This window comes from Actinoplanes sp. NPDC026619 (assembly GCF_040638295.1).
In the GTDB taxonomy this organism is placed as follows: domain Bacteria; phylum Actinomycetota; class Actinomycetes; order Mycobacteriales; family Micromonosporaceae; genus Actinoplanes.
On record NZ_JBEZYA010000014.1, the window covers coordinates 122,231 to 145,015 of the forward strand.

At 69.3% G+C, this 22,785-nt stretch carries 20 protein-coding genes and 1 pseudogene; 10 read left to right on the forward strand and 11 right to left on the reverse strand.

The window, feature by feature from the left end:
- Window positions 1-48: 48 nt before the first annotated feature.
- From AB0E90_RS28270 to AB0E90_RS28290, 5 genes are all read left to right on the forward strand, one after another.
- Complete coding sequence (locus AB0E90_RS28270) at window positions 49-1,194, forward strand: DUF5925 domain-containing protein (protein ID WP_360412059.1); 1,146 nt, start codon at window positions 49-51, stop codon at window positions 1,192-1,194.
- A 100-nt stretch (window positions 1,195-1,294) separates the two neighbouring features.
- Window positions 1,295-1,717, forward strand: a complete 423-nt coding sequence (locus AB0E90_RS28275) for a hypothetical protein (RefSeq protein ID WP_360412062.1) — start codon at window positions 1,295-1,297, stop codon at window positions 1,715-1,717.
- 3 nt (window positions 1,718-1,720) lie between these two features.
- Window positions 1,721-3,142 carry a multicopper oxidase family protein gene (locus tag AB0E90_RS28280; RefSeq protein ID WP_360412065.1) on the forward strand — a complete coding sequence of 474 codons (1,422 nt, stop codon included), beginning with the start codon at window positions 1,721-1,723 and terminating at the stop codon, window positions 3,140-3,142.
- 44 nt (window positions 3,143-3,186) lie between these two features.
- The gene (locus tag AB0E90_RS28285; protein WP_360412068.1) at window positions 3,187-3,378 is read left to right on the forward strand and encodes a hypothetical protein; all 192 of its coding nucleotides are present in this window, start codon (window positions 3,187-3,189) and stop codon (window positions 3,376-3,378) included.
- Between the two features lie 390 nt (window positions 3,379-3,768).
- Window positions 3,769-4,011, forward strand: coding sequence for a hypothetical protein (locus AB0E90_RS28290; RefSeq protein WP_360412071.1), 243 nt, complete (start codon window positions 3,769-3,771; stop codon window positions 4,009-4,011).
- Between the two features lie 25 nt (window positions 4,012-4,036).
- On the opposite strand, the gene AB0E90_RS28295 is transcribed toward AB0E90_RS28290, so the two are convergent.
- The 8 genes and pseudogenes from AB0E90_RS28295 to AB0E90_RS28330 all read right to left on the reverse strand — a co-directional run.
- Window positions 4,037-5,263 carry an adenylosuccinate synthetase gene (locus AB0E90_RS28295; RefSeq protein ID WP_360412075.1) on the reverse strand — a complete coding sequence of 409 codons (1,227 nt, stop codon included), beginning with the start codon at window positions 5,261-5,263 and terminating at the stop codon, window positions 4,037-4,039.
- A gap of 172 nt (window positions 5,264-5,435) precedes the next feature.
- Entirely contained in the window at window positions 5,436-6,392 is a 957-nt protein-coding gene (locus AB0E90_RS28300) for a hypothetical protein (RefSeq protein WP_360412078.1), read from the reverse strand.
- Between the two features lie 8 nt (window positions 6,393-6,400).
- Window positions 6,401-7,336, reverse strand: a complete 936-nt coding sequence (locus AB0E90_RS28305) for a molecular chaperone DnaJ (RefSeq protein ID WP_360412081.1) — start codon at window positions 7,334-7,336, stop codon at window positions 6,401-6,403.
- The gene (locus AB0E90_RS28310; RefSeq protein ID WP_360412084.1) at window positions 7,333-8,085 is read right to left on the reverse strand and encodes an NUDIX domain-containing protein; all 753 of its coding nucleotides are present in this window, start codon (window positions 8,083-8,085) and stop codon (window positions 7,333-7,335) included. Before AB0E90_RS28310 ends, AB0E90_RS28305 begins: the two co-directional genes overlap by 4 nt.
- A 177-nt stretch (window positions 8,086-8,262) precedes the next feature.
- Window positions 8,263-8,556, reverse strand: a complete 294-nt coding sequence (locus tag AB0E90_RS28315) for a DUF1540 domain-containing protein (protein WP_360412087.1) — start codon at window positions 8,554-8,556, stop codon at window positions 8,263-8,265.
- Window positions 8,557-8,735: 179 nt separating this feature from the next.
- The gene (locus tag AB0E90_RS28320) at window positions 8,736-11,183 is read right to left on the reverse strand and encodes an IPT/TIG domain-containing protein (protein ID WP_360412090.1); all 2,448 of its coding nucleotides are present in this window, start codon (window positions 11,181-11,183) and stop codon (window positions 8,736-8,738) included.
- 156 nt (window positions 11,184-11,339) lie between these two features.
- Window positions 11,340-12,077 (reverse strand): hypothetical protein, encoded by a 738-nt coding sequence (locus AB0E90_RS28325; RefSeq protein ID WP_360412093.1) that lies wholly within the window; start codon window positions 12,075-12,077, stop codon window positions 11,340-11,342.
- Between the two features lie 415 nt (window positions 12,078-12,492).
- Window positions 12,493-12,864, reverse strand: a pseudogene (locus AB0E90_RS28330) (IPT/TIG domain-containing protein); the annotation flags it as partial.
- Window positions 12,865-13,510: 646 nt separating this feature from the next.
- On the opposite strand from AB0E90_RS28330, the gene AB0E90_RS28335 reads away from it, so the two are divergent.
- A complete protein-coding gene (locus AB0E90_RS28335; RefSeq protein WP_360412096.1) occupies window positions 13,511-15,127 on the forward strand; it encodes an IPT/TIG domain-containing protein in 1,617 nt (538 codons plus the stop codon).
- Between the two features lie 90 nt (window positions 15,128-15,217).
- On the opposite strand, the gene AB0E90_RS28340 is transcribed toward AB0E90_RS28335, so the two are convergent.
- Complete coding sequence (locus AB0E90_RS28340; protein WP_360412099.1) at window positions 15,218-15,880, reverse strand: hypothetical protein; 663 nt, start codon at window positions 15,878-15,880, stop codon at window positions 15,218-15,220.
- A gap of 176 nt (window positions 15,881-16,056) precedes the next feature.
- Between AB0E90_RS28340 and AB0E90_RS28345 the strand changes: the two genes are divergently transcribed.
- Entirely contained in the window at window positions 16,057-17,319 is a 1,263-nt protein-coding gene (locus AB0E90_RS28345) for an IPT/TIG domain-containing protein (protein ID WP_360412103.1), read from the forward strand.
- Window positions 17,320-17,330: 11 nt separating this feature from the next.
- On the opposite strand, the gene AB0E90_RS28350 is transcribed toward AB0E90_RS28345, so the two are convergent.
- Entirely contained in the window at window positions 17,331-17,480 is a 150-nt protein-coding gene (locus tag AB0E90_RS28350; protein ID WP_360412106.1) for a hypothetical protein, read from the reverse strand.
- A gap of 109 nt (window positions 17,481-17,589) precedes the next feature.
- On the opposite strand from AB0E90_RS28350, the gene AB0E90_RS28355 reads away from it, so the two are divergent.
- The 3 genes from AB0E90_RS28355 to AB0E90_RS28365 all read left to right on the forward strand — a co-directional run bounded on the left by AB0E90_RS28355 (window position 17,590) and on the right by AB0E90_RS28365 (window position 22,070).
- Window positions 17,590-17,937 carry a hypothetical protein gene (locus AB0E90_RS28355; protein WP_360412109.1) on the forward strand — a complete coding sequence of 116 codons (348 nt, stop codon included), beginning with the start codon at window positions 17,590-17,592 and terminating at the stop codon, window positions 17,935-17,937.
- 293 nt (window positions 17,938-18,230) lie between these two features.
- Window positions 18,231-20,054, forward strand: coding sequence for a S8 family serine peptidase (locus AB0E90_RS28360; protein WP_360412112.1), 1,824 nt, complete (start codon window positions 18,231-18,233; stop codon window positions 20,052-20,054).
- 138 nt (window positions 20,055-20,192) lie between these two features.
- Window positions 20,193-22,070 carry a S8 family serine peptidase gene (locus AB0E90_RS28365; protein ID WP_360412115.1) on the forward strand — a complete coding sequence of 626 codons (1,878 nt, stop codon included), beginning with the start codon at window positions 20,193-20,195 and terminating at the stop codon, window positions 22,068-22,070.
- A 12-nt stretch (window positions 22,071-22,082) separates the two neighbouring features.
- Here AB0E90_RS28365 and AB0E90_RS28370 read toward each other — a convergent pair whose 3' ends face one another.
- Complete coding sequence (locus AB0E90_RS28370) at window positions 22,083-22,712, reverse strand: hypothetical protein (protein WP_360412118.1); 630 nt, start codon at window positions 22,710-22,712, stop codon at window positions 22,083-22,085.
- Window positions 22,713-22,785 lie beyond the last annotated feature (73 nt).

A 22,785-nucleotide genomic window follows, 5' to 3' on the forward strand; every position in this document is an offset into this window, starting at 1 on the left:
TCGGGAAAACGGGATGCCATAAGGGCATCGAAGGCCGATCATCGCATCATGCGTACTCCCCATCAGCCTGTCGACCGGCATGCCGGGCGTCCTGTGGAGCCGGCGGCCACGCCGTCGGCACACAGCGCGCTCCCGCTGTCCGGTGCCGTCGACGACGGCGACCGGCTGGTGGACGTCGTCGACCTGCTCGCGCTGGACGCGTTCGTCACCGGCCGGGAGCCGTTCGGCCGCAGCATGTACTTGGAGAATGTCCGCTCCGACGCCCCACTGACCACCGACGACGCGCGCGTGGTGCGCGACGCGGTCGAGGACGACGGCCAGGGCCGGCTCTGCGTCGGCGAGGGCTGGACCCTGCACGTCTCGCGGTGGAAGCAGAGCCGGCGCGCCCGGGTCACGGTCACCGCGGTGTCGGCCGAGCTGGCCGAGTCGGTGCTGGACACGGTGACGGCCAACGCGGTCGAGGAAACGGAACCGGCCGGTGACTCCGTACCCATCGGATTCTGGCATTTCGGTCCGCACGGACCGCGACGTGTGCAGCGCGAGATCGACGCGGCGCCGTGGGAGAAGATCCAGGCCAACTACGCGAAGCCGGTCGGGCAGACGCTCGAGAAGCTGATGGCGCTGGACGGCTCGGTGGTCAACGGCCGGCTCCTGCTGCTGCACGGCGAGCCGGGCACCGGCAAGACCACCGCGCTGCGGGCGCTCGCCCAGCAATGGCGCGCCTGGTGCCAGGTCGACTGCGTGCTCGACCCGGAGCGGTTGTTCGCCGACCCGGCGTACCTGATGAGCGTGGCGCTGGGCAGCGGCGACGAGGACGAGCCGCGCTGGCGGCTGCTCATGCTGGAGGACTGCGACGAGCTGATCAACGGCGAGGCCAAGGCGAGCGCCGGGCAGTCGCTGTCGCGTCTGCTCAACCTCACCGACGGCCTGCTCGGGCAGGGCCGCAACGCGCTCATCGCGATCACCACGAACGAGGACCTGGCCAGCCTGCACCCCGCGGTGGTCCGGCCGGGGCGCTGCCTGGCCAGCATCGAGGTGGGCCGGCTCCCCTACGCCGAGGCGAGTGCCTGGCTGGGCACACCGCGCGGCATCGGCCCCGAGGGGGCCACGCTGGCCGAGTTGTACGCGTTGAAGACCGGCGCCCAGCCAGTGACGGTTCCGACCACGACGCCCAAGACCGGGATGTACCTGTGATGCTGAGGGTGACCTGAGAGTCACCCGGGACGCCCGCATCCCCGAGTGCAGACTGTGGCGCGACTAGGCTGACGCGTCGAACTGTGCTTAGGGGGAAGCTGTGCGCGCTGTTTACCGGATCCTGGCCATGATCATCGCTGCTGGAGTTGTCGTCCAGACGGCCGCCATCGCGTTCGCCATGTTCGACATCGAGCACAAGACCGACGACGGCGTCTTCTACACCAAGGACAGCGACAACGGCGGCATCGCGCTGCACATGATCCTCGGTGAGCGGGTGATCCCGGTGGTCGCTCTGGCGTTCCTGATCGTGGCGTTCTTCGCCCGCATCCCGGGCGGCGTCAAGTGGGCGGCGATCACGTTCGGCGTGCTGATCCTGCAGATCGTGCTGGCGTACGCGGGCAAGGCCGTCCCGTTCATCGGCGTGCTGCACGCGATCAACGCGTTCGCCCTGGCCACGGTCGCCTCGATCGCCATGCGCAAGGCCCGCCTCGCCGGCGCTCCGGCACAGCCGGCCGCCGCCTGACCGATGCGCAACTCCATCAAGGCCGGCATCGCGGCCGGGGCGGCGATGGCGATCCTGGGACCGCTCGGCTTCTTCTGGCAGAAGAGCCTCATTCCCGGCACGTACGACATGGCCACGATGGGGTACGCGGATTTCGGCGGCGGCACGCCGACCGGCCACGCGCACGGCTCGGCCGGTCTGGACGTGGCGACCCTGACCGGGCCGGCGACCGGCACGCCCGATGTGAGCGTGACGCTGACCGTGCGGCTGGCGAACGGGAAGTACACGGTGAACGGCAGCTCGCCGGGGCCGGAGATCCGCGCGGCCAAGGGCCAGCTGATCCAGGCGACGCTGGTCAACGACAACGTCCCGGACGGCGTCACGATGCACTGGCACGGCATGGACGTGCCGAACGCGGAGGACGGCGTCGCCGGGGTCACCCAGGACGCGGTGAAGCCCGGCCAGAGCTACGTCTACCGGTTCGTCGCGCAGGACGCCGGGACGTACTGGTACCACTCCCATCAGGTCGGGCACGAGCAGGTGAGGCGGGGCCTGTTCGGCCCGATCGTGATCACCGATCCGGCCGCCACGCCGCCGGACGCTGATCAGGTCGTGAGCGTGCACACCTACGACGGCCGGCGCACGATCAACGGCCAGGCCGGCCCGGTGCGACCGGCGAACGCGACACCCGGCCGCACCCTCCGGCTCCGAGTGATCAACACAGATGCCGGCCCGCTGCGGGCCTGGCCCAGCGCCGGCCTGAAATACCGGATCACCGCGATCGACGGCCGAAGTGTCAACCAGCCACCGGAGATCTCCGACAAGTCGGTCATCGTCACGGCGGGCGGACGCATCGACTTCGACTTCGTCGTGCCCGCTGACGGCCGGTTCCGGCTCGACGTCGGAGCGGGCTCCGCAGTCGGCGACGGCGCGGCATCGCCGGAGCCCAAGGACACTCTCGACCCGCTCACCTACGGCGTCGCCACCAGCCTCGGGTTCGACCCGGCCAAGGCGAACCGCAAGTTCGACTACCGGATCGGGCGCCGCGCCGGCTTCCTCGACGGCAAGCCCGGCCTGTGGTGGTCGATCAATGGCCACCTCTTCCCGGACGTCCCGATGTTCATGGTGGCCACCGGCGACATCGTCACGATGACCATCTCGAACACCAGCGGCGAGGTGCACCCCATGCACCTGCACGGCCACCACGCCGTAGTGCTGAGCCGCAACGGCGTCAAGGCGACCGGCAGCCCGTGGTGGTTCGACTCGCTGGACGTCGGCGACAACGAGACCTACGTGATCGCCTTCGTCGCCGACAACCCCGGCATCTGGGTCGACCACTGCCACAACCTGCAGCACGCGGTCGACGGCCTCCTCGCCCACCTGGCCTACACCGGCGTAACCACCCCCTACCGGGTCGGCGGCGACGCCGGCAACAGCCCCGAGTAGACCCGCCCCTACCGGCCTTGTTGTCCAACGACTAGTCTAGCTACATGCCTAGTGCCGAACATGAGTCATCCGTGCCGCTGACCGACGAGCAGCTCACCGATCCTCGTGACAAGGCGATCATCAGATTGCTGTTCGGGATGGATCCCGGTGTGGTCGCCTCACCAAACTTCAAGTTCCACAGCGAGATGCTGCGCACGCCATGCAATGGCGAAGGAGCACAGTGCCGGAACCGTTAGTGATCCGGGGCGAACCGATGCCCCACACCCTCGTCCTCATCCGTATGGGACGAAGCACGCTCAGCGATCAGCGTCTTCTGGAAAGCTGCGAACAATCCTTCGGACGATGGGGCATCCAGGCGTTCAGCGTATTCGGACTCGATCACACCGGTTACCCGGGTCTGGTTCGTGCCGTGCCACACCTGATCACCCGCCGAACGGTCATGGAGGCGGGCGCGAGCGAGCTTCTTGCTGCGGGGTTTCCTATCCTGGCAACCGGCCAAGCGCCCACTGGAGCGTGCTGCTGTCAGAGCCCTCCACCGCCCAGTTCGCCGCCGTCCGGAAACATTTCGGAGAGCCGATCATCAACCCTGCATGGCGGGAGTCATGACTCCAACTACCATCAACCGCATGGCCAGCGGTGAGTACGACCTGCGCTACGACCCGAACGAGATCGGTGGCGACCTCGTCGTCGAGTGCTGGATCAGTCACGGACCGAGGGCGCACGATGGCACCTTTAATCCTCGAGTCGGCGACCAGGTGACACTCGGCGACGACGAGGAGGCTCCGATTCAGGCTCGCGTCATCCGTCGCGATGGAAACCGCGTCTGGGCCCAGGTCCCCTTTCCGGGACAGGCGTTCGCGGCGGCCTGAGGCCCGCTCACCATGCGCGGCCGAGTTACCTTCCCGTCCGGCCGCCCGGGATGACGTGGCCAGGGAACCGCTTATCGGTGGCGCGCGGCCCCCAGGACTCGATCGTGACCGGTGTCCCGAGCAGCGAACCGATCTCGTCGCTCCAGTCGACCGGCCGGCGCATGGCGCCCGGGCGCGCCCTGGTCAGCAGCGCGGTCAGCTCCTCCTGGTAGGTCAGGTCGCGGAACGGTCCGGGCACGATCCGGTTCCACGGGACGCCCTCCAGGTCGTACGAGGTGCAGATCCGCAGGTCGGGGTTGTCCGAAGGCACGTCAAGGTGGGTGATGGCGAGTTCGTCCACCCCGCCGGCCACTTCGACGGCGTAGCGGTGGGCGACCGCGTCGAAGTGCCCGACCCGGAAGTCGCCCTGCCAGTCGCCGACGCCGTTGTGCGGTTCCGCCAGGTCGAGGGACGGGTCGGCGGTCACGAACGGCCCCGCCCCGTGCCGGGTGGTGTAGGTGCGCACCACGCCCAGCCGCACGAACGACGAGCACAACGCGGCCACGTTGTCGAACGTCGTCGTCGACCAGGTGGTGTGCGGGTGCCAGCCGCGCCACTCGTCGAGCAGCACGCCCTGCGCCCCCTCGAAGACGCACGGCCCGTCGCCCAGCAGGAAGTCGGCATACGAGCTGTCCACCACGGCCACGGCCTGGCCGAAGGCGAAGAACGCCTCGACCACGTCATCCAGCGGAATGTCCGCATCGGCCCCGTAGAACTCCTCGACCGCGGCCAGGCGACGGCGAAGCGAGACCCGGGAACGGACATCCCGTGCGCGAGGAGCATCGGGCTGCTGAATCGCGTACGACATCGTCTCGCCGACGCCCATGCCGCACGAACCGTGCCGGGAGGCACCCCGCGCAACCTCACGGCGTTGGTTCGCGGCCCGATGCCACGGAGTGGCGAGAAGCGCGTCCTCGTCCACCGTGAGCAGGTGAAACGGGTTGTCGAGAGCGGCCGCCTCGGCAGCCAGGGCGAGCGGATCGACCACCATGAACCGGGTCAAATGGGTGGGCACCCCGCGCAGGGTGCCCGACCCGAACTGGGCGAACGTGTGATGCCGGCCCGAGGGCAGGACCACGTTGTGCGCGGCCTGCCCTCCCCCGTTGAACCGCAGCACCGCCCGCACCGAGCCGGCGGCGCAGAGCGCGTCGACCACGGTGCCCTTGCCCGCGTCCCCATAGCCGAGGTCGACGACGGCGACGTGTTCGTTCACAGCGCCGCCTTCCGTTCGCACTGCGGGGCTCGCAAAACCGGCTCACTCCTCGCGCTCACAGCGCCGCCTTCCGTTCGCACTGCGGGGCTCGCAAAACCGGCTCACTCCTCGCGCTCACAGCGCCGCCTTCCGTTCGCGCTGCGGGCTCGCAAAACCGGCTCACTCCTCGCGCTCACAGCCGCACGTTTCCCGACGGCGCGTCGCTGACGTCGACCGAACCGCGCACCACCGTGCCGCGCTGCAGCGGCGCGAGGGCCTTGCCGACCGACGCGCCCGCCGCCGAGCCGACGTCGACCAGGTCGGCCAGGCCCTGGCCGAGGTCGATGGTGTCCTCGCCGAGCCCGACCGTGAGCGCGATCGTCTCGCACACCGCGTCCAGGTCGTCGAGCTCCAGCACGTTCTGCCCGAGCAGGTCACGCCAGCGGCCGAGGATCTCGGCGTCGCCGCCCCAGCCGGCCGCGGTCGGCATGATGTAGTAGACATCGAAGCTCCTGCGCAGCTCCTCGATGATGCCCTCGGTGCTGATCGGCTCGCGCAGCTTGTCGCCGATGAACTTCTTTGCTTCGGACGGCTTGACCTGCGGGTAGGGCATCTCGTCGCCGATCAGGAACAGGTAACCGCGGCGGCCCCGCTTGGCGAGGGAGTCGAGGTCGGTGTGCCGGGCCATGAAATACATCGCCAGCTCGTACGACTCGTGCTTCTGCCCGCCTCCGCCGCCCTCGAGGACGATCCGGGCGAGGTCGTCGTCCATCCGGTTGTCCGACTCGAACTGGCCGAACTGCAGCGGAATCCGGTCGCAGGTGGCGTCGCCGACCGCGCCGAACATGATGTGCGGGTCGGTGGCGTAGCCCTTGCGGGTCAGCAGGCCCAGCAGCTGCGGCAGCTTGGTCTGCAGCACTCGCGGGACGGTGCCCATCGAGCCGGTCACGTCGAACAGCACAGCGATCGGCGTACTGAAAGGGTGTTCGTCGCTGTCGCGGCTCTCCCGCTTGCCGACGCCGTTCGGGTCGAGGGCGGGGTGGGCTTTCCTGGCGCCGCTGTCGCTGTAGGCGAAGGCGCTCGCGCCGCTGGCGGTGCGGTAGTTCTCGGCGGCGGTGTAGACATCGGTGGACCAGCGTCCGCTTCCCATGTTTCCTCCTAAATGGTGAATGGCCGAAACTTGCGCGGCCCGAGAAGCTCGTCGAGCTCCTCCAGGAGCCGCCACGCGTCCTGCGGGCGCATGCGGGGCGCGTCGAACAGGCAGCCATCGGCGAAGCGCTTCAGCGGCGCGGGCATGCCGTCACCGATGACGCGCTTCATCAGCGCGGTGGCCAGGTAGATGTCGGTGGCCGGGGTGATTTCCTTGTCGCGCACTACTTCGGGCGGATAGTGCTTGCCGGCGATGACGGCCGTCGGGCGCGGGCTCGAATAGCACCAGTCGACGAGCGCGAGGCCGTGCTCGCCGGGGTGGATCAGCACGTGTTCCTCGAAGATCGCCCCGTGCACGACACCGGCGCGATGGGCCCAGCCGAGCGCCACGAGCAGCCGGCGCCACATCCAGGCCGCGTCGCGCCAATCCTCGACTGCCGGCAGCGGCACGAATCCGTCGAGGAACTCCAGCTCGTTGACGACCCGCCGGCGCCGCTGCGGGTCCTCGTGGACGTAGGTTTTGATCAGCTCCGGCGCGTACGGCCGAAATTTGGGGTCGCCCTTGTCCTGCAGGGTCTTCAGGGCAGCCGCCTCGGCTTCCATCAGGTCGTTGTCGCGCGGCTCCCGGGGAACCTTCCGCAGGATTTGCCCGCTGCGAGTGAGGTCGGCGATGGCGCCGCTCAGCTTCGCTTCGCGCCCCGCATACAGCCGGGACAGCTTCGCGAAGGCCTCCGTCGCGGTCGCGCTGCGTGCGTCACCGGCGGCATCCGGGTGGATCAACTTCGCCAGCTTGCGGTACGTCGTTTCAGCGCTCTCGCCGACCGCGATTGCCAGCTCCGGGTACGAGTCGTGCCTCCGAATCAGCGCGACCGCTGTGTCGAAGTCCATCGGATGCCGTCCGCGGAGGCGGGCTTCATCGGACGCCGTCGGCACGCCGGGCTTCATCGGATGCCGTCCTCGCGGGCCGGCCGCAGCAGCGCCGGGTGCAGCAGGCGGGCGTCGCCGGCGCGATAGAGCTTGGCCCGCGGGCCGCCGCGCTCGCCGCCCTTGGCCGTCGTCTCGCCGGTGCTCTCCACGAACCCCGGCACGCTCAGCACCTTGCGGTGGAAGTTGCCGGCGTGCAGCTCTTCGCCCCAGACCGCGGCGTAGACCGAGCGCAACTCGCCGATGGTGAACTCGCGGTCGACGAACGCGGTGGCCAGCGGGGTGTATTCCAGCTTCGAGCGGGCCCGGTCGAGCCCGTCTTTTATTACGGCGTCGTGATCGAAGGCCAAGTTGTTCGCTTCGTCCACCGGCACCCAGTAGGCCGCCGACGCGTCGCCGCCGGCCTGCGGATCGGGCAGGCTGGGCGCGAAGGCCAGGTAGGCGACCGAGAAAACCCGCATGCGCGGGTCACGGCCGGGATCGCCGTACGTCCTCAACTGCTCCAGGTGCACCCGCTCGAGCGCGCCCTCGCCGGGCCGCAGGCCGGTCTCCTCGGTCAGCTCGCGGAGCGCCCCCTGGTCGAGCGTCTCGTCCGGCCGGACGAAGCCGCCCGGGAGCGCCCGGCGGCCGGCGAACGGGTGCTCGGCGCGCTCGACGAGCAGCACACACAGTCGCCCGTCGCGGATGGTCAGCGCCACCACGTCGACGGTGACCGCGACCGAGGGATACGCGCTCGGGTCGTAGCCGGCGAGGAACTCCTCCTCTCCCATCGGTGGCTCCTGTTATTCTCGATGTGAGTATTACTCGATGTGAGAACAACCTACGCCAGATCTCTGCCGCCGTCAAGCCGATTAGCTCCACCTAACTTACAGAAAGGCTTGCCTTACCTAAAGAAAAAGCGCTCGGCGCCCCTTTTTATCGGGGCGCCGAGCGCGGATCAAGAATGGTTACTTCTTGTCGTAGGTCAGGCAGTCGGCCTTGTCGCCGGACTCCCCCACGACGATGGCCGGCGCGTGGCACTCGAGGTCGGTGTTGTGCACGCAGTCGGCCCGCTTGCACGCTCCGACCTGCGCAAGGGCCTTGCCCTGGCCACCCTTTTCGAGGCTGTCGTAGAAGGTGTCGCACTCGGCCGAGGTCGAGCTACCGATGGTGATCGCGTAGGCCGTACAACCGTTGTGGTTGTAGCTGCACGCGCTCACGGTACAGCTCTGAACGCGCGGCATTTCGATCATCTGCGTCATGACGGGCTCCTCGGATCTCACGTGGATACGACACCGACAATAAACCAGTGAGCCTCTATACCCAACTCGGCACGATCAATTCACAAGACATTTCTGGTATTAGGTAAGGCGACCCTTTGCAATTCGAGAAATGGTATCTCAGGGTTCGCCGGACAGCGGCCGACGCTCGTGGTACGAGGTCAGAACGGAGCGACCGTGAAGGCGGAACTGCTGGTCACGTCGGTCTGGAAGTAGTCCGGATCGGTCAGCGCGGCGTCCGGCGCCCCGTTGCTGACCACGACCATGTTGTACGAACCGTCCGGCACCGGCGCGGCGGCATAGAGGCTGCCGCTGACCGGCCGGTTGATCGGCAGACTCGCCGCCGTGCCGCCGCCGATCGCGACAACGGACAGATTCGCGCTCGCGCCGTTGTTGACCGACGTGATCGTCGTGCCCGCCGGGATGCCGATCGAGTTGACGCCGATGACCGCGTTCATGTCGCCGGGGCCGAGAGCCGTGCTGGTCAGCAGCATGCTCTGATCCAAAGCGGTGGCGTTCGCCAGCGTTCCGCCGGTGCTCGTCGTAGCGGGCGCCGACAGCGTGGCGCTCGCTCCGCCCGGCGCCACCGCGGTGATGGTCGTGCCGCCCGGGATGCCGGGCGTGCCGACGAAGAGCCGGCCGACGTCGTCACGGGCGAAGGCGCCGCTGGTGAGGCCGACCGTGGTGCTGCCGGCCGTCGTGGTCAGCACGTTGGTGAAGAGCCGGACCGGCGTGTTGGTGCCGATCGTCGCCATCCCCGACTGCGAGGTCGCGAGCGCCGCCACCGAGATCCGCGCCTTCTGCGGACTCAGGACCGCCGTGATGACCGCGTTCGGCGGGATGTTCATGTTTCCGTTGGACTGGACGATCGGCTGCCCGACATCGCCGGGGAGGAACTTCCCGGACGCGGAGACGATGGTCTTGCTGCCCACCGTCGTGGAGACGTCGGAGCTCAGGATATTGCTGTAGTTGACCGTGTCGAACGGCCCGGTGGCGGTCGCGTTGAGCCGCCGGTTCAGCGAGAGCGTGCAGATCAACTCCTCGTCACTGATCGGCAGCACGTTCACGCACTCGGCGACCGGCCCGTTCGCCCGCACCCCGCCGCCGGCGTCAGCGCCGTTGTAGATGCCGTTGACCAGGAACACCCGCCCGGCATTGCCGGTCGACCCGAAGTTGATCGACAGGAAGCCCTGACCGCCCACGGAGACGTCCACGGCCGACGTCGTGCTGGGGGCCGAGTTCGGCGCCACCTTGATCGGATTGCGGAAGGAATACGCCCCGGCCAGCGCCTTCGTGCCCGCCGAGGTGGTCACCACCAGCGGCACGTTCTCCTCGACCGCGTGCGGCGGCGCCGTGGCCGTGAACGCCTTGTCGCTGATCGGCTGGATGTTGGTGAGCGCGGCGCCGCCGAGCATGGCGCTGATGCGACCGGCGTCGGTCGGGAAGTCGGAGCCGAGGACGGTGATCGTGTTGCCGCCCGCAGCCGGACCGGCAACCGGCGTCACCGAGGCCGGGTTCGCGACGATCGAGGCGGTGTAGGCGCCCGACCCGACCAGCGCCGCGCCGCTCGTTCCACCGGCGTACAGGCAGACCTGGTAGGGGGTCGGCTGGCTGTTCAGCAGCGGCAGCGGCGGCACGCTGACCGCGGCCCGATTGCTGCTGAGCCGCCGCACGCCACCGGCGCCGGCGACCGGCACCGGGGCCACCCCGCCCATCGCCGCCGTCGAGTAGGTGCTCGGGCACATCGCGTTCCCGCCCACCAGCAGCGCGGCCGGCGTCGTGACACCGGACAGGAACGGGGTGGGCGAGGTCAGGGTCACGCCGGCGCCGGTCAGGTAGGAGCCACTGGCCGGTGTCACCGCCGCGGTGGCCGCGGTGTACGGCACGAAGGTCAGCAGGCCGCCGGCGGCACTGGAGGCGTCGTAGAGGCAGAGGTTGTACGTGACGGACGCGCCACCGCTACCGGCGACGACACCGTTCGGCACGGTGAGACCCACGCTCGTGTTCGACTGCCGCACGACATTGCTCGCCACGAGGTTCGCCGGGTTGGTCGTGCCGAGCGCCGCGCCACAACTGCCGGTCGTGAACGCCGCCGCCACCGCGGTCAGCCCGGTGAACAGCGGCGCGTTCTGCGACGCGGTGACGGTGAGCTGATTGCCGCCGCCGGTGACGCCGCCGGCCGGGCTGATCCCGGCCGGATAGCCGACGTAGATCGAGGCGCTGGCCTTCAGCGGGCTGGAGTTCTGCGTCGTGCCATCAAAAACGCAGACGTTGTACGCCTTGAGCGTGCCGTTCGCCCCGGCCGGCGGCCCACTGACGGCCGGCACCGTGAAGTTGACCGAGGTGGCGGCACGGGTGTTGACCGTTGCGTTCCACAGCCCGTTGCCGCCGGCGACCGCGAAGGTCTGGGGGCAGGGGGCCACCGAGAGCAACACCGCGGTGCTGGTCGTGTTGAAGGCGGCCGCCGGGTCGCTGATCATCACGGCCCCACCGGGCGCGACGACGAGCGGCCCGACGGTCGCCGCGGCCTGAGCGGCCTGAGGCGCGACGAGCAGCGCGGCACTAACGGCGCTTGCCGTCAGAATCAGCCGGCATCTGGATTTGCGCATGCGAGGTCCTCCTACGGTTGGGCAACCGCTGGGTGAGGTGAGGTATGAAGGGCCCGCATCGAGTGGTCGCGCCGGGCCGTCACGCCGGAGCGTAACCGCTGCATTAGCGGCATTTCCCGGAAGCGTGGTTAGCCGGATAAGTCCGACCACTCACTCCTAATAGCGGGCGACGGTGAAGGCCGCGCCGCTGGTGAGCTCCGACTGGTAATAGCCGGGATCGTCCAGGGCCGCGTCGACCGCGCCGTTGCTCACCACGACCACGTGGTAGTCCCCTTTCGGCGCCCCGGCCGCGAAGAACAGCACACCGTAGGCCGGACGCTGCAGAGCGATGGTCGCCGGACCACCGCCGCTCGTGGCCGGCGCGGAGAGCGTGCCGCCCATGCTCTGGTCCACGCTTGTGATCGTGGTGCCGGCCGGAATGCCAAGGCTGTTGGCGCCGACGACGCCGTTGAAGTCGGCCGAGTCGGCCGCACCGCTGGTGAAGCTGGTCGAACCGGGCGCCACCGCGACGCCGGCAAGACTGCCCAGCGTGCTGCCGGTCGCCGGCGCCGAGATCGTGGCGGTGGCGCCGTCCGCGGCCACCGACACGACGGTCGTGCCGTCCGGGATCGTCGGGGTCAGGCTGAACATCCGGCCCACATCGTTCCGGGTGAACCTGCCCGCGGCCAGGCCGATCGTGGTGCTGCCGACCGTGCTGAGCAGCTTGTTGTCCAGATGATGGCCCCACGCCCCGACGAACATGGTCAGGCCCGAGCCGGTGCTCTGCGAGGGTGCCGCCAGCAGGGCGCGGTGCGCGCTCAGCACGGCGGTGATCGGCGTATTGAACGGCACGAAGCTCTCGTTCCACACGCCTTGGCCGACGTCGAACCGCGAGAAGTTCCCCGCTGCCGACATGATGATCCGGCTTCCGGCCGTCACTGAGATGTCGCCCGGGAAGTGGTTCACGTAGACGGAGGGGGTCGAACAGGCCGGTCGCCGCGGCGTTGAGACGACGGTTCAGCGGCAGCGTGCACACCAACTCGTCGTCGGCGAGCACGAGTACGTCGACGCACTCCGAGACCGGGCCGTTCGCCCGTATGCCATCACCCCGATCGAGTCCGTTGTAGACACCGTCGACCAGGAAGACCCGCGATGCTGTCCCGCCGTCGCCGAACGGCATCGACAGGAACCCGGAGCCCTGCACATCGACCTCGACCGGCAGGGTGCCCGGCGCCGCATTCGGGGTGATCTTGATCAGATTGAGGTAGGAGTAGGCACCGGCGAGGCTCTTCGATCCGATCGGCGTGGTCACCACCAGCGCGACGTCGTCCTCGGCCGGATGGGCCGGCGCACGCGCGGTGAAGGACGACCCGCTGACCGGCCGGATATCGGCCAGCGGAAGACCGCCGAGGGTCGCCGAGATCTTGGTCGGATCGGTCGGGAAATTGCTGCCGTTAACCGTGATCGTATTGCCGCCGCCGACCGGCCCGCTGTCCGGCGAATGGCGGTCGGCGTGGCAAGCGCGGCCGCGGTATAGGCGCCGGAGGTCAACAGCGGCCCATTCCCGTCGTAGACGCAAACCTGATATGCGGTCGACTGATTGTTCACCAGCGGCAGCGGCGGCGCGGCCACGAAAACCTTGTTGCTGGCGATCTTCCGGACGGTGTTGGGAGTGACCCCGCCGCCATACGTCGCCGGACACGCGCCGCCGGCGACGAGAAGCCCGGTCGGCGCGGCGACCCCAGCAAGAACCGCGGTCGGCGCGGTCAGGACGAGATCGGCGCCGCTCAGATAGGAGCCGCTGGACGGGTTCACGATGCTGATCGGCGGGGGCGCGGCCGCCACCGGCGCGGCCAGGCCGACGGCGACGACAAAACCCGTGGTCACCGCGGCTGAGAGGATCCGCATTCGGCTCCCGGACATGACGAATCCTCCGACCCTACGGCGTGGGGAAGGCAATGAGAGCCGCGCCGGCGAAGTCAGGCGCCGGGCCGTCTGGCAGACAGCGTAGCTTTTCGCGAGCCAATCGGGGCAACGTCAAATATGTCGGACAGAATACAGTTTTCCATTACCCGACAATGCCAGGAAAGGCGTTACACCATTTGCCTGACAGGACCGGGAGTCCGTGGTATGAGCGATGCACCTCCGTTATCCGCAGCGCCTGACCGACGATCGTGTTATGAGCCCATCGGGCAGTTACGTTGTAAATCCAGCGAACTTCTTCACTGTGGGCAAATGCGCTCATATCGGGGGTTACGCTCCCTCCGAGATGGCCCGCGACGGTTCACCGGAATGCCGGGCCCCACCCAATTCAGCGATGCGGTCTGCTAACCGCAGGAGGACCTCGCATGCAGAAGTTCAAGTCCCAACCGGAGTCTCGGCGGGCTAGCGCCCGCATGGGAATCGCCGCCGGCGCCGTGACCGGAGCAGTGCTGGCCGTCGCCGCCTCCCCGGCCTACGCGGCAGCGGGAACGCTCTCGCTCAGCAACGTCTACGGCCCCACCGGCGGTACCAACACGATCACGGCGACCCTCTCGCCGGGCAGCTCGCCCAACCCGACGGCGTTCACCACCACGACGAACGCCCAGTTCGTCGCGATGGCGACCACTTCAACGCAGTGCCCGGCCATCTACACCTCCCCCGGCACGAACCTGAGCGTGACGAACGTGCGCTACCTCGGCCCGACCAAGATCGCGGTCACGGTGCCGACGGCCGTCACGGTTGCCTCCGGTGCTGCCTCGACCAACTGGAAGCTGTGCACCTACAACGGCACAGCGACCGGCACCGGAGGCAGCGCCCTGGTGGCTCAGGCGACCTACACCGTGGGTAACGCGCCGACCATTACGAGCATCAGCCCGTCGTTCGGGCCGTCCCTGGGCGGCACCATGATCACCCTCACGGGCACAAACATCGTCAAGGACAACCTCAGCGCAACGCTGGACAACGTTCCGCTGACCAGCGTCAGCTACGTGGACTCGACGCACTTCACCGGTGTCGTGCCTGCACACGCGGCCGGCGGCCCGTACAACTTGGCCGTCACCACCCCGGGTGGAACAGTGAACACGCTGGCCAACGGCAGCAAGGCCGACCTGTTCACCTACTCCAACGGTGTCGTCACGTCGCCGAACACGGCGCCGATGAACGCCGGCACGGTCGACGTCGATCTTCAGGGTGTCGGCTTCTCCGGCATCGACTTCGTCAACACGACCGGCAACACGCCCGGAGAGAAGAAGGGTCACGTCTACCTCGTTCGCGGCGACTACGACCCGACTACGACGTCGAATCCGCAGAAGAAGACCAACGGACCCACTGATGAGTGCACCGGCGTGGTCGTCATCAGTGACAAGGAACTGCTCTGCAGCCTTGATCTGACCGTCGGCGTCCGGCAGACCCGCACGGTCAACGATGCCGTGTACACGAATGGCGGAACAACGGTTACTTCGGTGGCGGCCGGGTTCACCAGCACCGCCGTCGATGCCGGTAAGAGCATTGCCGGCCCCGGCATCCCGGCGGGCACGACAATCGTCTCCATCGCGGGTAACGTCGCGACGATTTCGGCCACAACCACCGCTGCCGGCACCAACGCCCCGGTCGGCATCGGCGCGAGCCAGGTCCTCACCGCCGTCGGTGTCACGGATGGCACCACCGCCCTCACCGGTGGTGGCACGGCGTATGCTGTCAGCACCGGGACCCAGTGTGTCGCCGGCACCGGCATCCCGCTCGGCACGACGATCACCGCCATCGCTGGCGGTGGCGCCTCGGCGACGCTGTCGAAGGCCGCCACTGCCTCCGGCACCGGCCTTACGATCAGCATCGTCGACTGCCCCGTGCCGAACGACACTTACACGCTGACCGCGGTCAACAACGGCCAGAGTGACGTTCAGGCCGGTGGCGCCAACGCCGACGCCAACTACAAGAAGGCCGTGATCTCGAGCGGCTCGACCTTCACCGTCTCGGACTTCTGATCCGAACCGGTTGATGGACAACTGAACCTGTAGCAAGCGGTGGCCCGGAGCGGATGCTCCGGGCCACCGTCGTATGCGGAGGAAACGCCGTCAGCGCAGGGTGGCCCACGCCTTGTCGATCTCGGCGACGCCTGCCGCCTTCGACGGCCGTGCGTGCCGGTCGACCGCGAGCGTGTAGACGCTCTTCATCGAACTCGTCCGCCAGCAGAGCAGCATCGACGGCCGCTCCTCGGCCGGCGAGTTCTGGCTCGGCGTGAACGTTTGGGTGCAGGTCGAGCTGCCGTACGGCCGGCCGTCCCGAGCCCAAGCGAGCTCCCGGTAGCCGCTGAGATCCTGCCAGGACGACGACACCTTGAGCAGGCGGCCGGAGGTGCTCGAGCCGATCTCGCGGACCTTGACGGCGGCCGGGTCGACCTGAGCGGGCGCGGCATTCGGATGACGGACCTCCGTGCCGAGCCGTTTGTTCGCGTTGCGGGCCGTACCGGCGCGTTCCTGCACGCTCTTCGGCGTTGTCGAGACGGCTGGCTTCGCCGGTCCGACCGCTCGCGTCTGCTCCTGCTCCGCGATCGGGCCGGACGACTGTTCCACCATCGCGACGGGCGGCGCCGGCTCGGCCGTCGTCGTACCGGATTCGTGCGTGACTCGGTCTGTTACCAGAAAGGCGCCGGCGCCCAGAAGCGCTGCCAGACCGGCGACGCCCGCGACCTTCCGCCCTCGGCGGCGGCCGGCGTTACCGTGGTCAACGTTGATCATGCTCAGTCCTTTGCAGGTCTCGGCCATCGGGCCACCCCGGCAGGGACAGCGGGGCAACCCCCGAAACCCTCATGCTCGCACCGGCCTGGCCAAAGGCCGCCTATTACCGCGAGACGTAAAAAATCCTCTTTTCTAACGATTAGGCTGCCATCGAGCCAAGCCAGGAGGACCTGCAGATGCCCACGCCCCGAATCGTCCGCTCCGCCATCGCTGCCGGCGCGGCGGGCACCGCTGTCCTCGCCGGCGTGGCCGGTCCGGCGACGCCGGCCCTCGCGGCCGCCACGATGACGCTCAGCACAGCGAACGGCCCGAGCGGCGGCGGCAACTCGATCATCGGCACGATCCCCGGCACCACCGCCTACCCCTCGCCGATCGCCGCCGGCACTGTGCCCACGGTGCAGTTCCAGTACACCGGCGTAGGCAGCACGGCGTGCGCGGCGACCCCGAAGTCGGTGACGCAGATCAGCGGCAGCGGCGTAAACACGACGGCTGGCGCTGTGACCGTCGATCCGGCCAACGTCTACCGGCTCTCCGGCACCAGAATCGGCTTCACCGTGCCGGCCGCCGCCTATCCCTTGACCGACGGCAACGGCCAGTCCAGCACGGTCAACGACACCGGCCTGGTGCTGCTGCCGACGCAGACCACCGCGAAGTGGTTCGTCTGCGTCTATGACTCGGTCTCGAACGCGCTGATCGCCAATGCGAACTACACGCTCGCCGTCCGGCCCACCATCAGCACGATCCTGCCGGGCAGCGGTCCCGCCCTGGGCGGGCAGACGGTCACGATCAACGGCACCGGTTTCCTCAGCGGCACCACCGCGACGATCGGCGGAAACCCGCTCACCGGTGTCAAGGTCTCGCCGACCGGCACCAGCATCACCGGCACCACCCCCGCACACGCGGCCGGTGACAACCAGACCGTGTCGGTGACCAGCACCGGCGGCACGGTCGCGAGCACCGACCCGGACAACAACGGGCTCCCGGAGGACGTCGACCCGGCCACCGACGACGCCCCCCGCTACTACGCGTTCACCAACGGCATTGTCATCATGCCGAACACCGCGCCGTCCGGATCGGGCATCAACGTCGACATCGAGGGCGCCGGGCTGGGCGCGCTCGACTTCGACCTGACCGGCACCGGCGCACCCACCGACGGCCACGCCCACGTCTTCCTGGTCCGCGATGCCTACGACCCCAACTTCAACCGCGGGGTGCAGGAGTGCGTCAGCATCGTCCCGGTCGACGACGGCGAGATCATCTGCACCCTGGACCTCTCCACCAGCCTTGACTCGACCACGAGCGCGCCCCAGGTGAGCCCAGTGCTGGACGGCACCTACACCCTGACCGTGGTGGCTACCGGCGACTCGCTGGCGAACCTTTCCGACGCCAATCCGACGATCGTGGCCAGCGGCGCCACGTTCACTGTCGGCCCCTACTGATCAGACAGAATTCAGCCGAGCTTGGCCCACTCGCGGTCGATTACCTTGAGGCTCTCGTTCACGGCCGGCTTGCCTTTGTCGGACACCGCGAACGTGACAACGCTCCGGCTCGCCGAGGTCTGCCAGCACAGCAGGATCGTCGGGATCTCCCGTGGCTCCACCCGGTTGGCGAAGTTCAGGCGCCGGGTGCAGCGTGCGCTGCCTACCTTCTCTCCTTGATCGGCCGCCAATCGCTGGTCCGGTCCACCTGTCAGATCACCCTTGGCCGTGGTGATCCTGATGCTGCCGCCCGCGGTGCTCTCCGACCGAGTCGACAACCCGGGGGCGTGCATGCCCTTCGCGGAAACCGTCTTCTTCTCGGCGTCCTCTTTTGCCTTCTTGATCGCTTCCCGCAGCTTCTTCTTCTCCGCCGGCGACATCTTGTCCTGGGACATCGTCGGAGCGGGTGACGTCGGCTTGGACGGAACTGCCGAAGAGGTCGGCGCGGACGAAGGAGCCGCCGACGCCGAGGCTGTCGAAGGCGTCTCCGAGGCCACCACGCCGGCCGACGCCACCGAGTCGATCCCACCCGTCGAGGTTGTGTTGCTCTCCTCGGACCCACAGGCAGTTATCAGGTAGCCGCCGGCGCCGAGCAACACGAGAGCGCCGATCGCCAGACTCCGCCGGCTGGTGTGGTCATGCACAGTCATGCGCTGTCCCCCTGATTCCGCTCGAGCCGCCACCGAGTGGACGGCCCCCGAAGACCTATGGTCGCAACGCATGGGACATAACATGCCATAACAGCCAACGGGCACCTGAGAGTTTCCCGAGTACGCCGGTCCAGCCACAACCTCTCTGCAACCCGAGCATCACCAAGTACCGCTCATTTCGTCCGACTGTTAGCTGTCGATCCCACGACGCGAGGACGACAGATGAAGCACAAGCACCGTTATGCCGCCACCGCCCTGGCGGCCGGGCTGTTCGCCGGCAGCACTGCCGTCGCCCTGACCGGCAAGACCACCGTCGAGGCGTGGCACCCCGCGCCGTTCGGCCTGACCGCGACTCCCGAGCAGATCCTGCCGACGACAGTCAGCCCTACTCACCCGGCCCGGGTGGTCAGCACCCAGTTGGACTCGACCGGTCGTCCGGTGGTCAACACCCGCACCGCCACCGACCGGCAGACCGCGGCAACATTGATCACGGAGGCTCAGCACGCGACGAACGCGCTCGGTGTCGAGGTCGACGCGCCGATCACCGCGCTCAGCGCCCCGGCCGGGGACGACACGCTCCGGTCGGACCAGTGGGATCTCGCCAGGATCAACGCACCTGCCGCCTGGGAGTCGTCGACCGGTGCCGGCGTGACCGTCGCGGTCATCGACACCGGCGTGGACGCCGCGCACGAAGACCTCGGCGGGCAGGTCCTGCCGGGCATGGACTACGTGACCGGCGCCGAGGGCGGCACGAGCGTCGACCCCAACGGGCACGGCACCCACGTGGCCGGCACCATCGCCGCGCTCACCGGCAACAACACCGGCATCTCGGCGGTGGCCCCGGACGCCAAGATCCTGCCGATCCGGATCCTGGACGCGAGTGGCAACGGCTACATGTCCAACGCGGCCAAGGCCATCGTCTACGCGGCCGACCATGGCGCAAACGTCATCAACATGTCGTTCGGGTCCACCGAGCGCACCCTCGCGGTCACCGCGGCGGTGAGCTACGCGCAGAACAAGGGCGTCGTGATCGTTGCCGCCGGCGGCAACGGACGCAGCGTCGGAAGCCCGGTCACCTATCCGGCCGCCGAGCAGGGCGTCATCGCGGTCGGGGCGAGCGACTCGGCCGACGCGATCGCCGCCTACTCGAGCTCGGGCGCCTACATCGATGTGGCCGCGCCGGGCAGTGCCGTCCTGAGCACGTCGACCGGCGACACGTACGCCACCATGTACGGCACGTCGATGGCGGCCGCGCACGTGTCGGGAGTGGCTGCTCTGGTGGCCGCCCGCCAGCCGGGCCTGTCGGCCGAGGAGATCGAGGACGCGATCGAGCAGTACGCGGTCGACCGCGGCACGAAGGGCAAGGACAAGGACTTCGGGTACGGGCGGATCGACGCCGCCGCGGCCGTCAACGGCGCGGACATCATCGCCGGCACGCCGGCCGCCTCGCCCTCGGCAGGCACCTCCGCAACCACCTCGCCGGCCCCGACCGTCAGCCCGACCCGCACCGTCGCCAAGAGCCGCCCGACCTTCGCGGTCACCGCAGGCAAGGCGGCCGTCACCTACGGCACGGCCACGAGCACCAGCTTTCTGGTACGACTCGGCACGAAGATCGCCTCCAACCAGGCCGTTCAGCTCTGCGTCGCCGAGCCGGGCCAGGCGTTCGCCTGTTCCGACAGCACGACCTCGGCCGCCGGCCGGGTCACGCTCGACCGCACCGCCACCTCGTCCTACCAGGTGCTGGTGTCGGTGCCGGCCACAAGCACCTCGGAGGCGGGAACCTCGGCGGTGATCTCCTACACCGTGAACGCGGCGCTCACGGTCACCCGCACCACCCCGGGCACGCTCAGCGTCGCGCTGACCGGCGCCGCCGGGCAGGCCGTGCAGGTCCAGCAGTTGGTCAAGGGCAAGTGGGTGCTGGCCACCGCCTATCGGGCCGAGCCGGCCCGCACCGTGAGCAAGCTGGTCAAGGGCCAGAGCTACCGGGTGGTCGTGCCGAACCTGCCCGGCGTCGTCGGCGTCACCAGCCGGTCCGTCGCGGCCTGACCCGCCTGGCCGGCGTGCCCCGGGAGCCGACGGCGCGCCGTCGGCTCCCGATCAGCACTTGGCTCGCACCCGCGTCCTCACCACGCCGGCCGCGCCTCGGACGAATGTTCGAGCGCAGGTCAATCGGGGGAGGCAGACATGGCGAAGCGAATGTGGCGGTACGGTGCGGGCGTACTGGCGGCGGGGGCGCTGGCCGGCGCGGGATTGCCGGCGATGCTCGGCGACGGCGGCGCGAACGCGGCGGCGCCCCGGATGATCCCGGCACCGGTGGTGACGGACCTCGGAGCGGCCACAACCCGGCAGGCCGTCACGCACGCCGCGGCCCGCAGCGAGGCCGCGCGCAACCTGATGGTCGCGCCGGAGAAGCTGGTGCCGAAGAAGGTCACCGCCGCCCGCCCGGCCCGCGTCGTCACGACCGTGCTCGACAGCGACGGCCGCCCGGCAATCTCGGTGCGCACCGCCACCGACCGCGCCGGCGCGGTCGGCCTGGTGCGCCGAGCCCAGCGGACCGCGAGCGCGCTCGGCGTCGAACTCGACGTCCCGGTCAAGGCGTCCGCCGTGCCGGCCGGCACCGACCCGCTGCGCAGCTACCAGTGGGACCTGGACACCATCCGGGCCCCGCAGGCGTGGGAGCGGTCGACCGGCGCCGGGGCGATCGTCGCCGTGCTGGACAGTGGCGTCAACGTCGGCCACCCTGACCTGGCCGCCCAGGTGCTGCCGGGCGCCGACATGACGACCGGTACCGAGGGGCCGGCGCACGACGTGTTCGGGCACGGGACGCACGTCGCCGGCACGATCGCGGCGGCGACCGGCAACGGGACCGGCATCGCCGGCATCGCGCCGGACGTCAAGATTCTGCCGGTGCAGGTGCTGAACGACAACGGCAGCGGGCAGATGTCGGTTGCGGCCCAGGGCGTGGTCTGGGCCACCGACCACGGGGCCGACGTGATCAACCTGTCGATCAGCGGCGCGTCGTCGGAACAGTCGATGACGGCCGCGATCGCGTACGCCCGCAGCCGCGGCACCGTGGTCGTCGCCTCCGCCGGGAACGACCGCCAGAAGGGCAACCCGGCCAGCTACCCGGCGGCCGAGCCCGGGGTGATCGCGGTCGCGGCCACGGACCAGTCCGACAACGTGGCGTCGTTCTCGACCGCCGGCGGTTACGTGGACATCGCCGCGCCGGGCAACGCCATCCTCAGCACGTACATCCAGGGCTCCGGTTACGCCCGCATGAACGGCACCTCGATGGCGGCGCCGCACGTCGCCGCCGCGGCGGCGCTGCTGCGCTCGGCCGACCCGGCGCTCACCCCCGACCAGATCGAGCAGACCCTCGAGTCGTCCGCGGTGGACCTGGGCGCGGCGGGCCGCGACGACGACTACGGATACGGCCGGCTCGACATCGCCACCGCGCTGGCCGCCCTGCCCACACCGGCAGCGAGCCCGGCGGCGGAGCCGACCGAGCCGACCCCGGCCGAGCCAACGCCCGATGCCGAGGAGGAGAACCTTCCGCTGGAGATTGATGCCGGTCTCGGCCGACGCCAGGCCACCTTCGGCGAGTCCACCGGCACGTCGTTCACCGTCACCATGGTGGGCGACCCGGTCGCCGACCGCCCGGTGAACCTGTGCGTCTCGGTGGACGACGCCGACTTCACGTGCTCCTCGGCCGTCACCGACGCGGCCGGCACGGTCTCGTGGAACCAGCTCGCCACCGCGCCGTTCCGGGTTCGCCTCTCGATCCCCGGCGCGGACGCCACGGCGACCGTCGCCTACGACGTGCGCGCCACCGTGTCGATCACCGCCGATGGCCCGGACGCCGCGGCCGTGACCATCGGCGGCGTGGACGGTCAGACCGTGCTGCTGCAGCGATTCACCGGGACCACATGGGCGACGGTGCAGCGCTTCCCGGCCGGCGAGCAGACTCGGATCACCGGACTGACCCCGGGCGCTCGTTACCGGGTGGCGCTGCCGATGACACGGCGCTTCGTCGGCGTGATCAGCCCGGCCGTGCAGCTCTGAGCGACGGCCCGCTCATCCGAGCCGGGCCCACTCCCGCGCGATCACAGCGGCGCTGACGGCGGACGACGGCTTCTCGCCCGTGCTGGAGACGGCCATCGTCACGACGCTCTTCGCCGCCGAGGTGCGCCAGCACAGCAGCACCGCGGGCATCTCCTGCGGCTTGGCGGCATTCGCGAACCGGAGCTTCGACGTGCAACGGGAAGCTCCGACCGCCGCGCCGTTGTCACCCGCCATCCGCTGATCCTGCTGCCCGGCCAGATCGCCCTTCGCCGTGGTGATCCGCATCGTCCCGTTCGCGGTCTGCTCCGTCCGCGTCACCGCCTCGAGCTGCGCGGCCTTGGGCGGCTTGGTCGCGTTCCTCAGCTGCGTGGGATTGGCCGACGTAGTCGCAGGCCTGGTCGGGTGACTCAAGGAGGCGGACGGTTTGGTGAAAGTCGCGGGCGCCTCGCTGAACGTGCCGATCGCATCGATCTGGCCCGTCGAGGTAGTGCTGCTGTTGCTGTCGCCGTTCCGGAGCTGGTCGGTGATCACGTAGCTTCCGGCGCCCAGCACCGCGGCCAGGCCCACCACCCCGGCCACCACGAGCCCTCGTCGCCGACGGACCGGCGGAGCGGGTGGGACGCCGTCGTCGTGAACAGTCATGTCCGAATCCCTCGGTCGCGGATTGCCGGGCCGCCCAAGGGGCGAACCCTCGAAGCCCTATGGTCCCAACGGA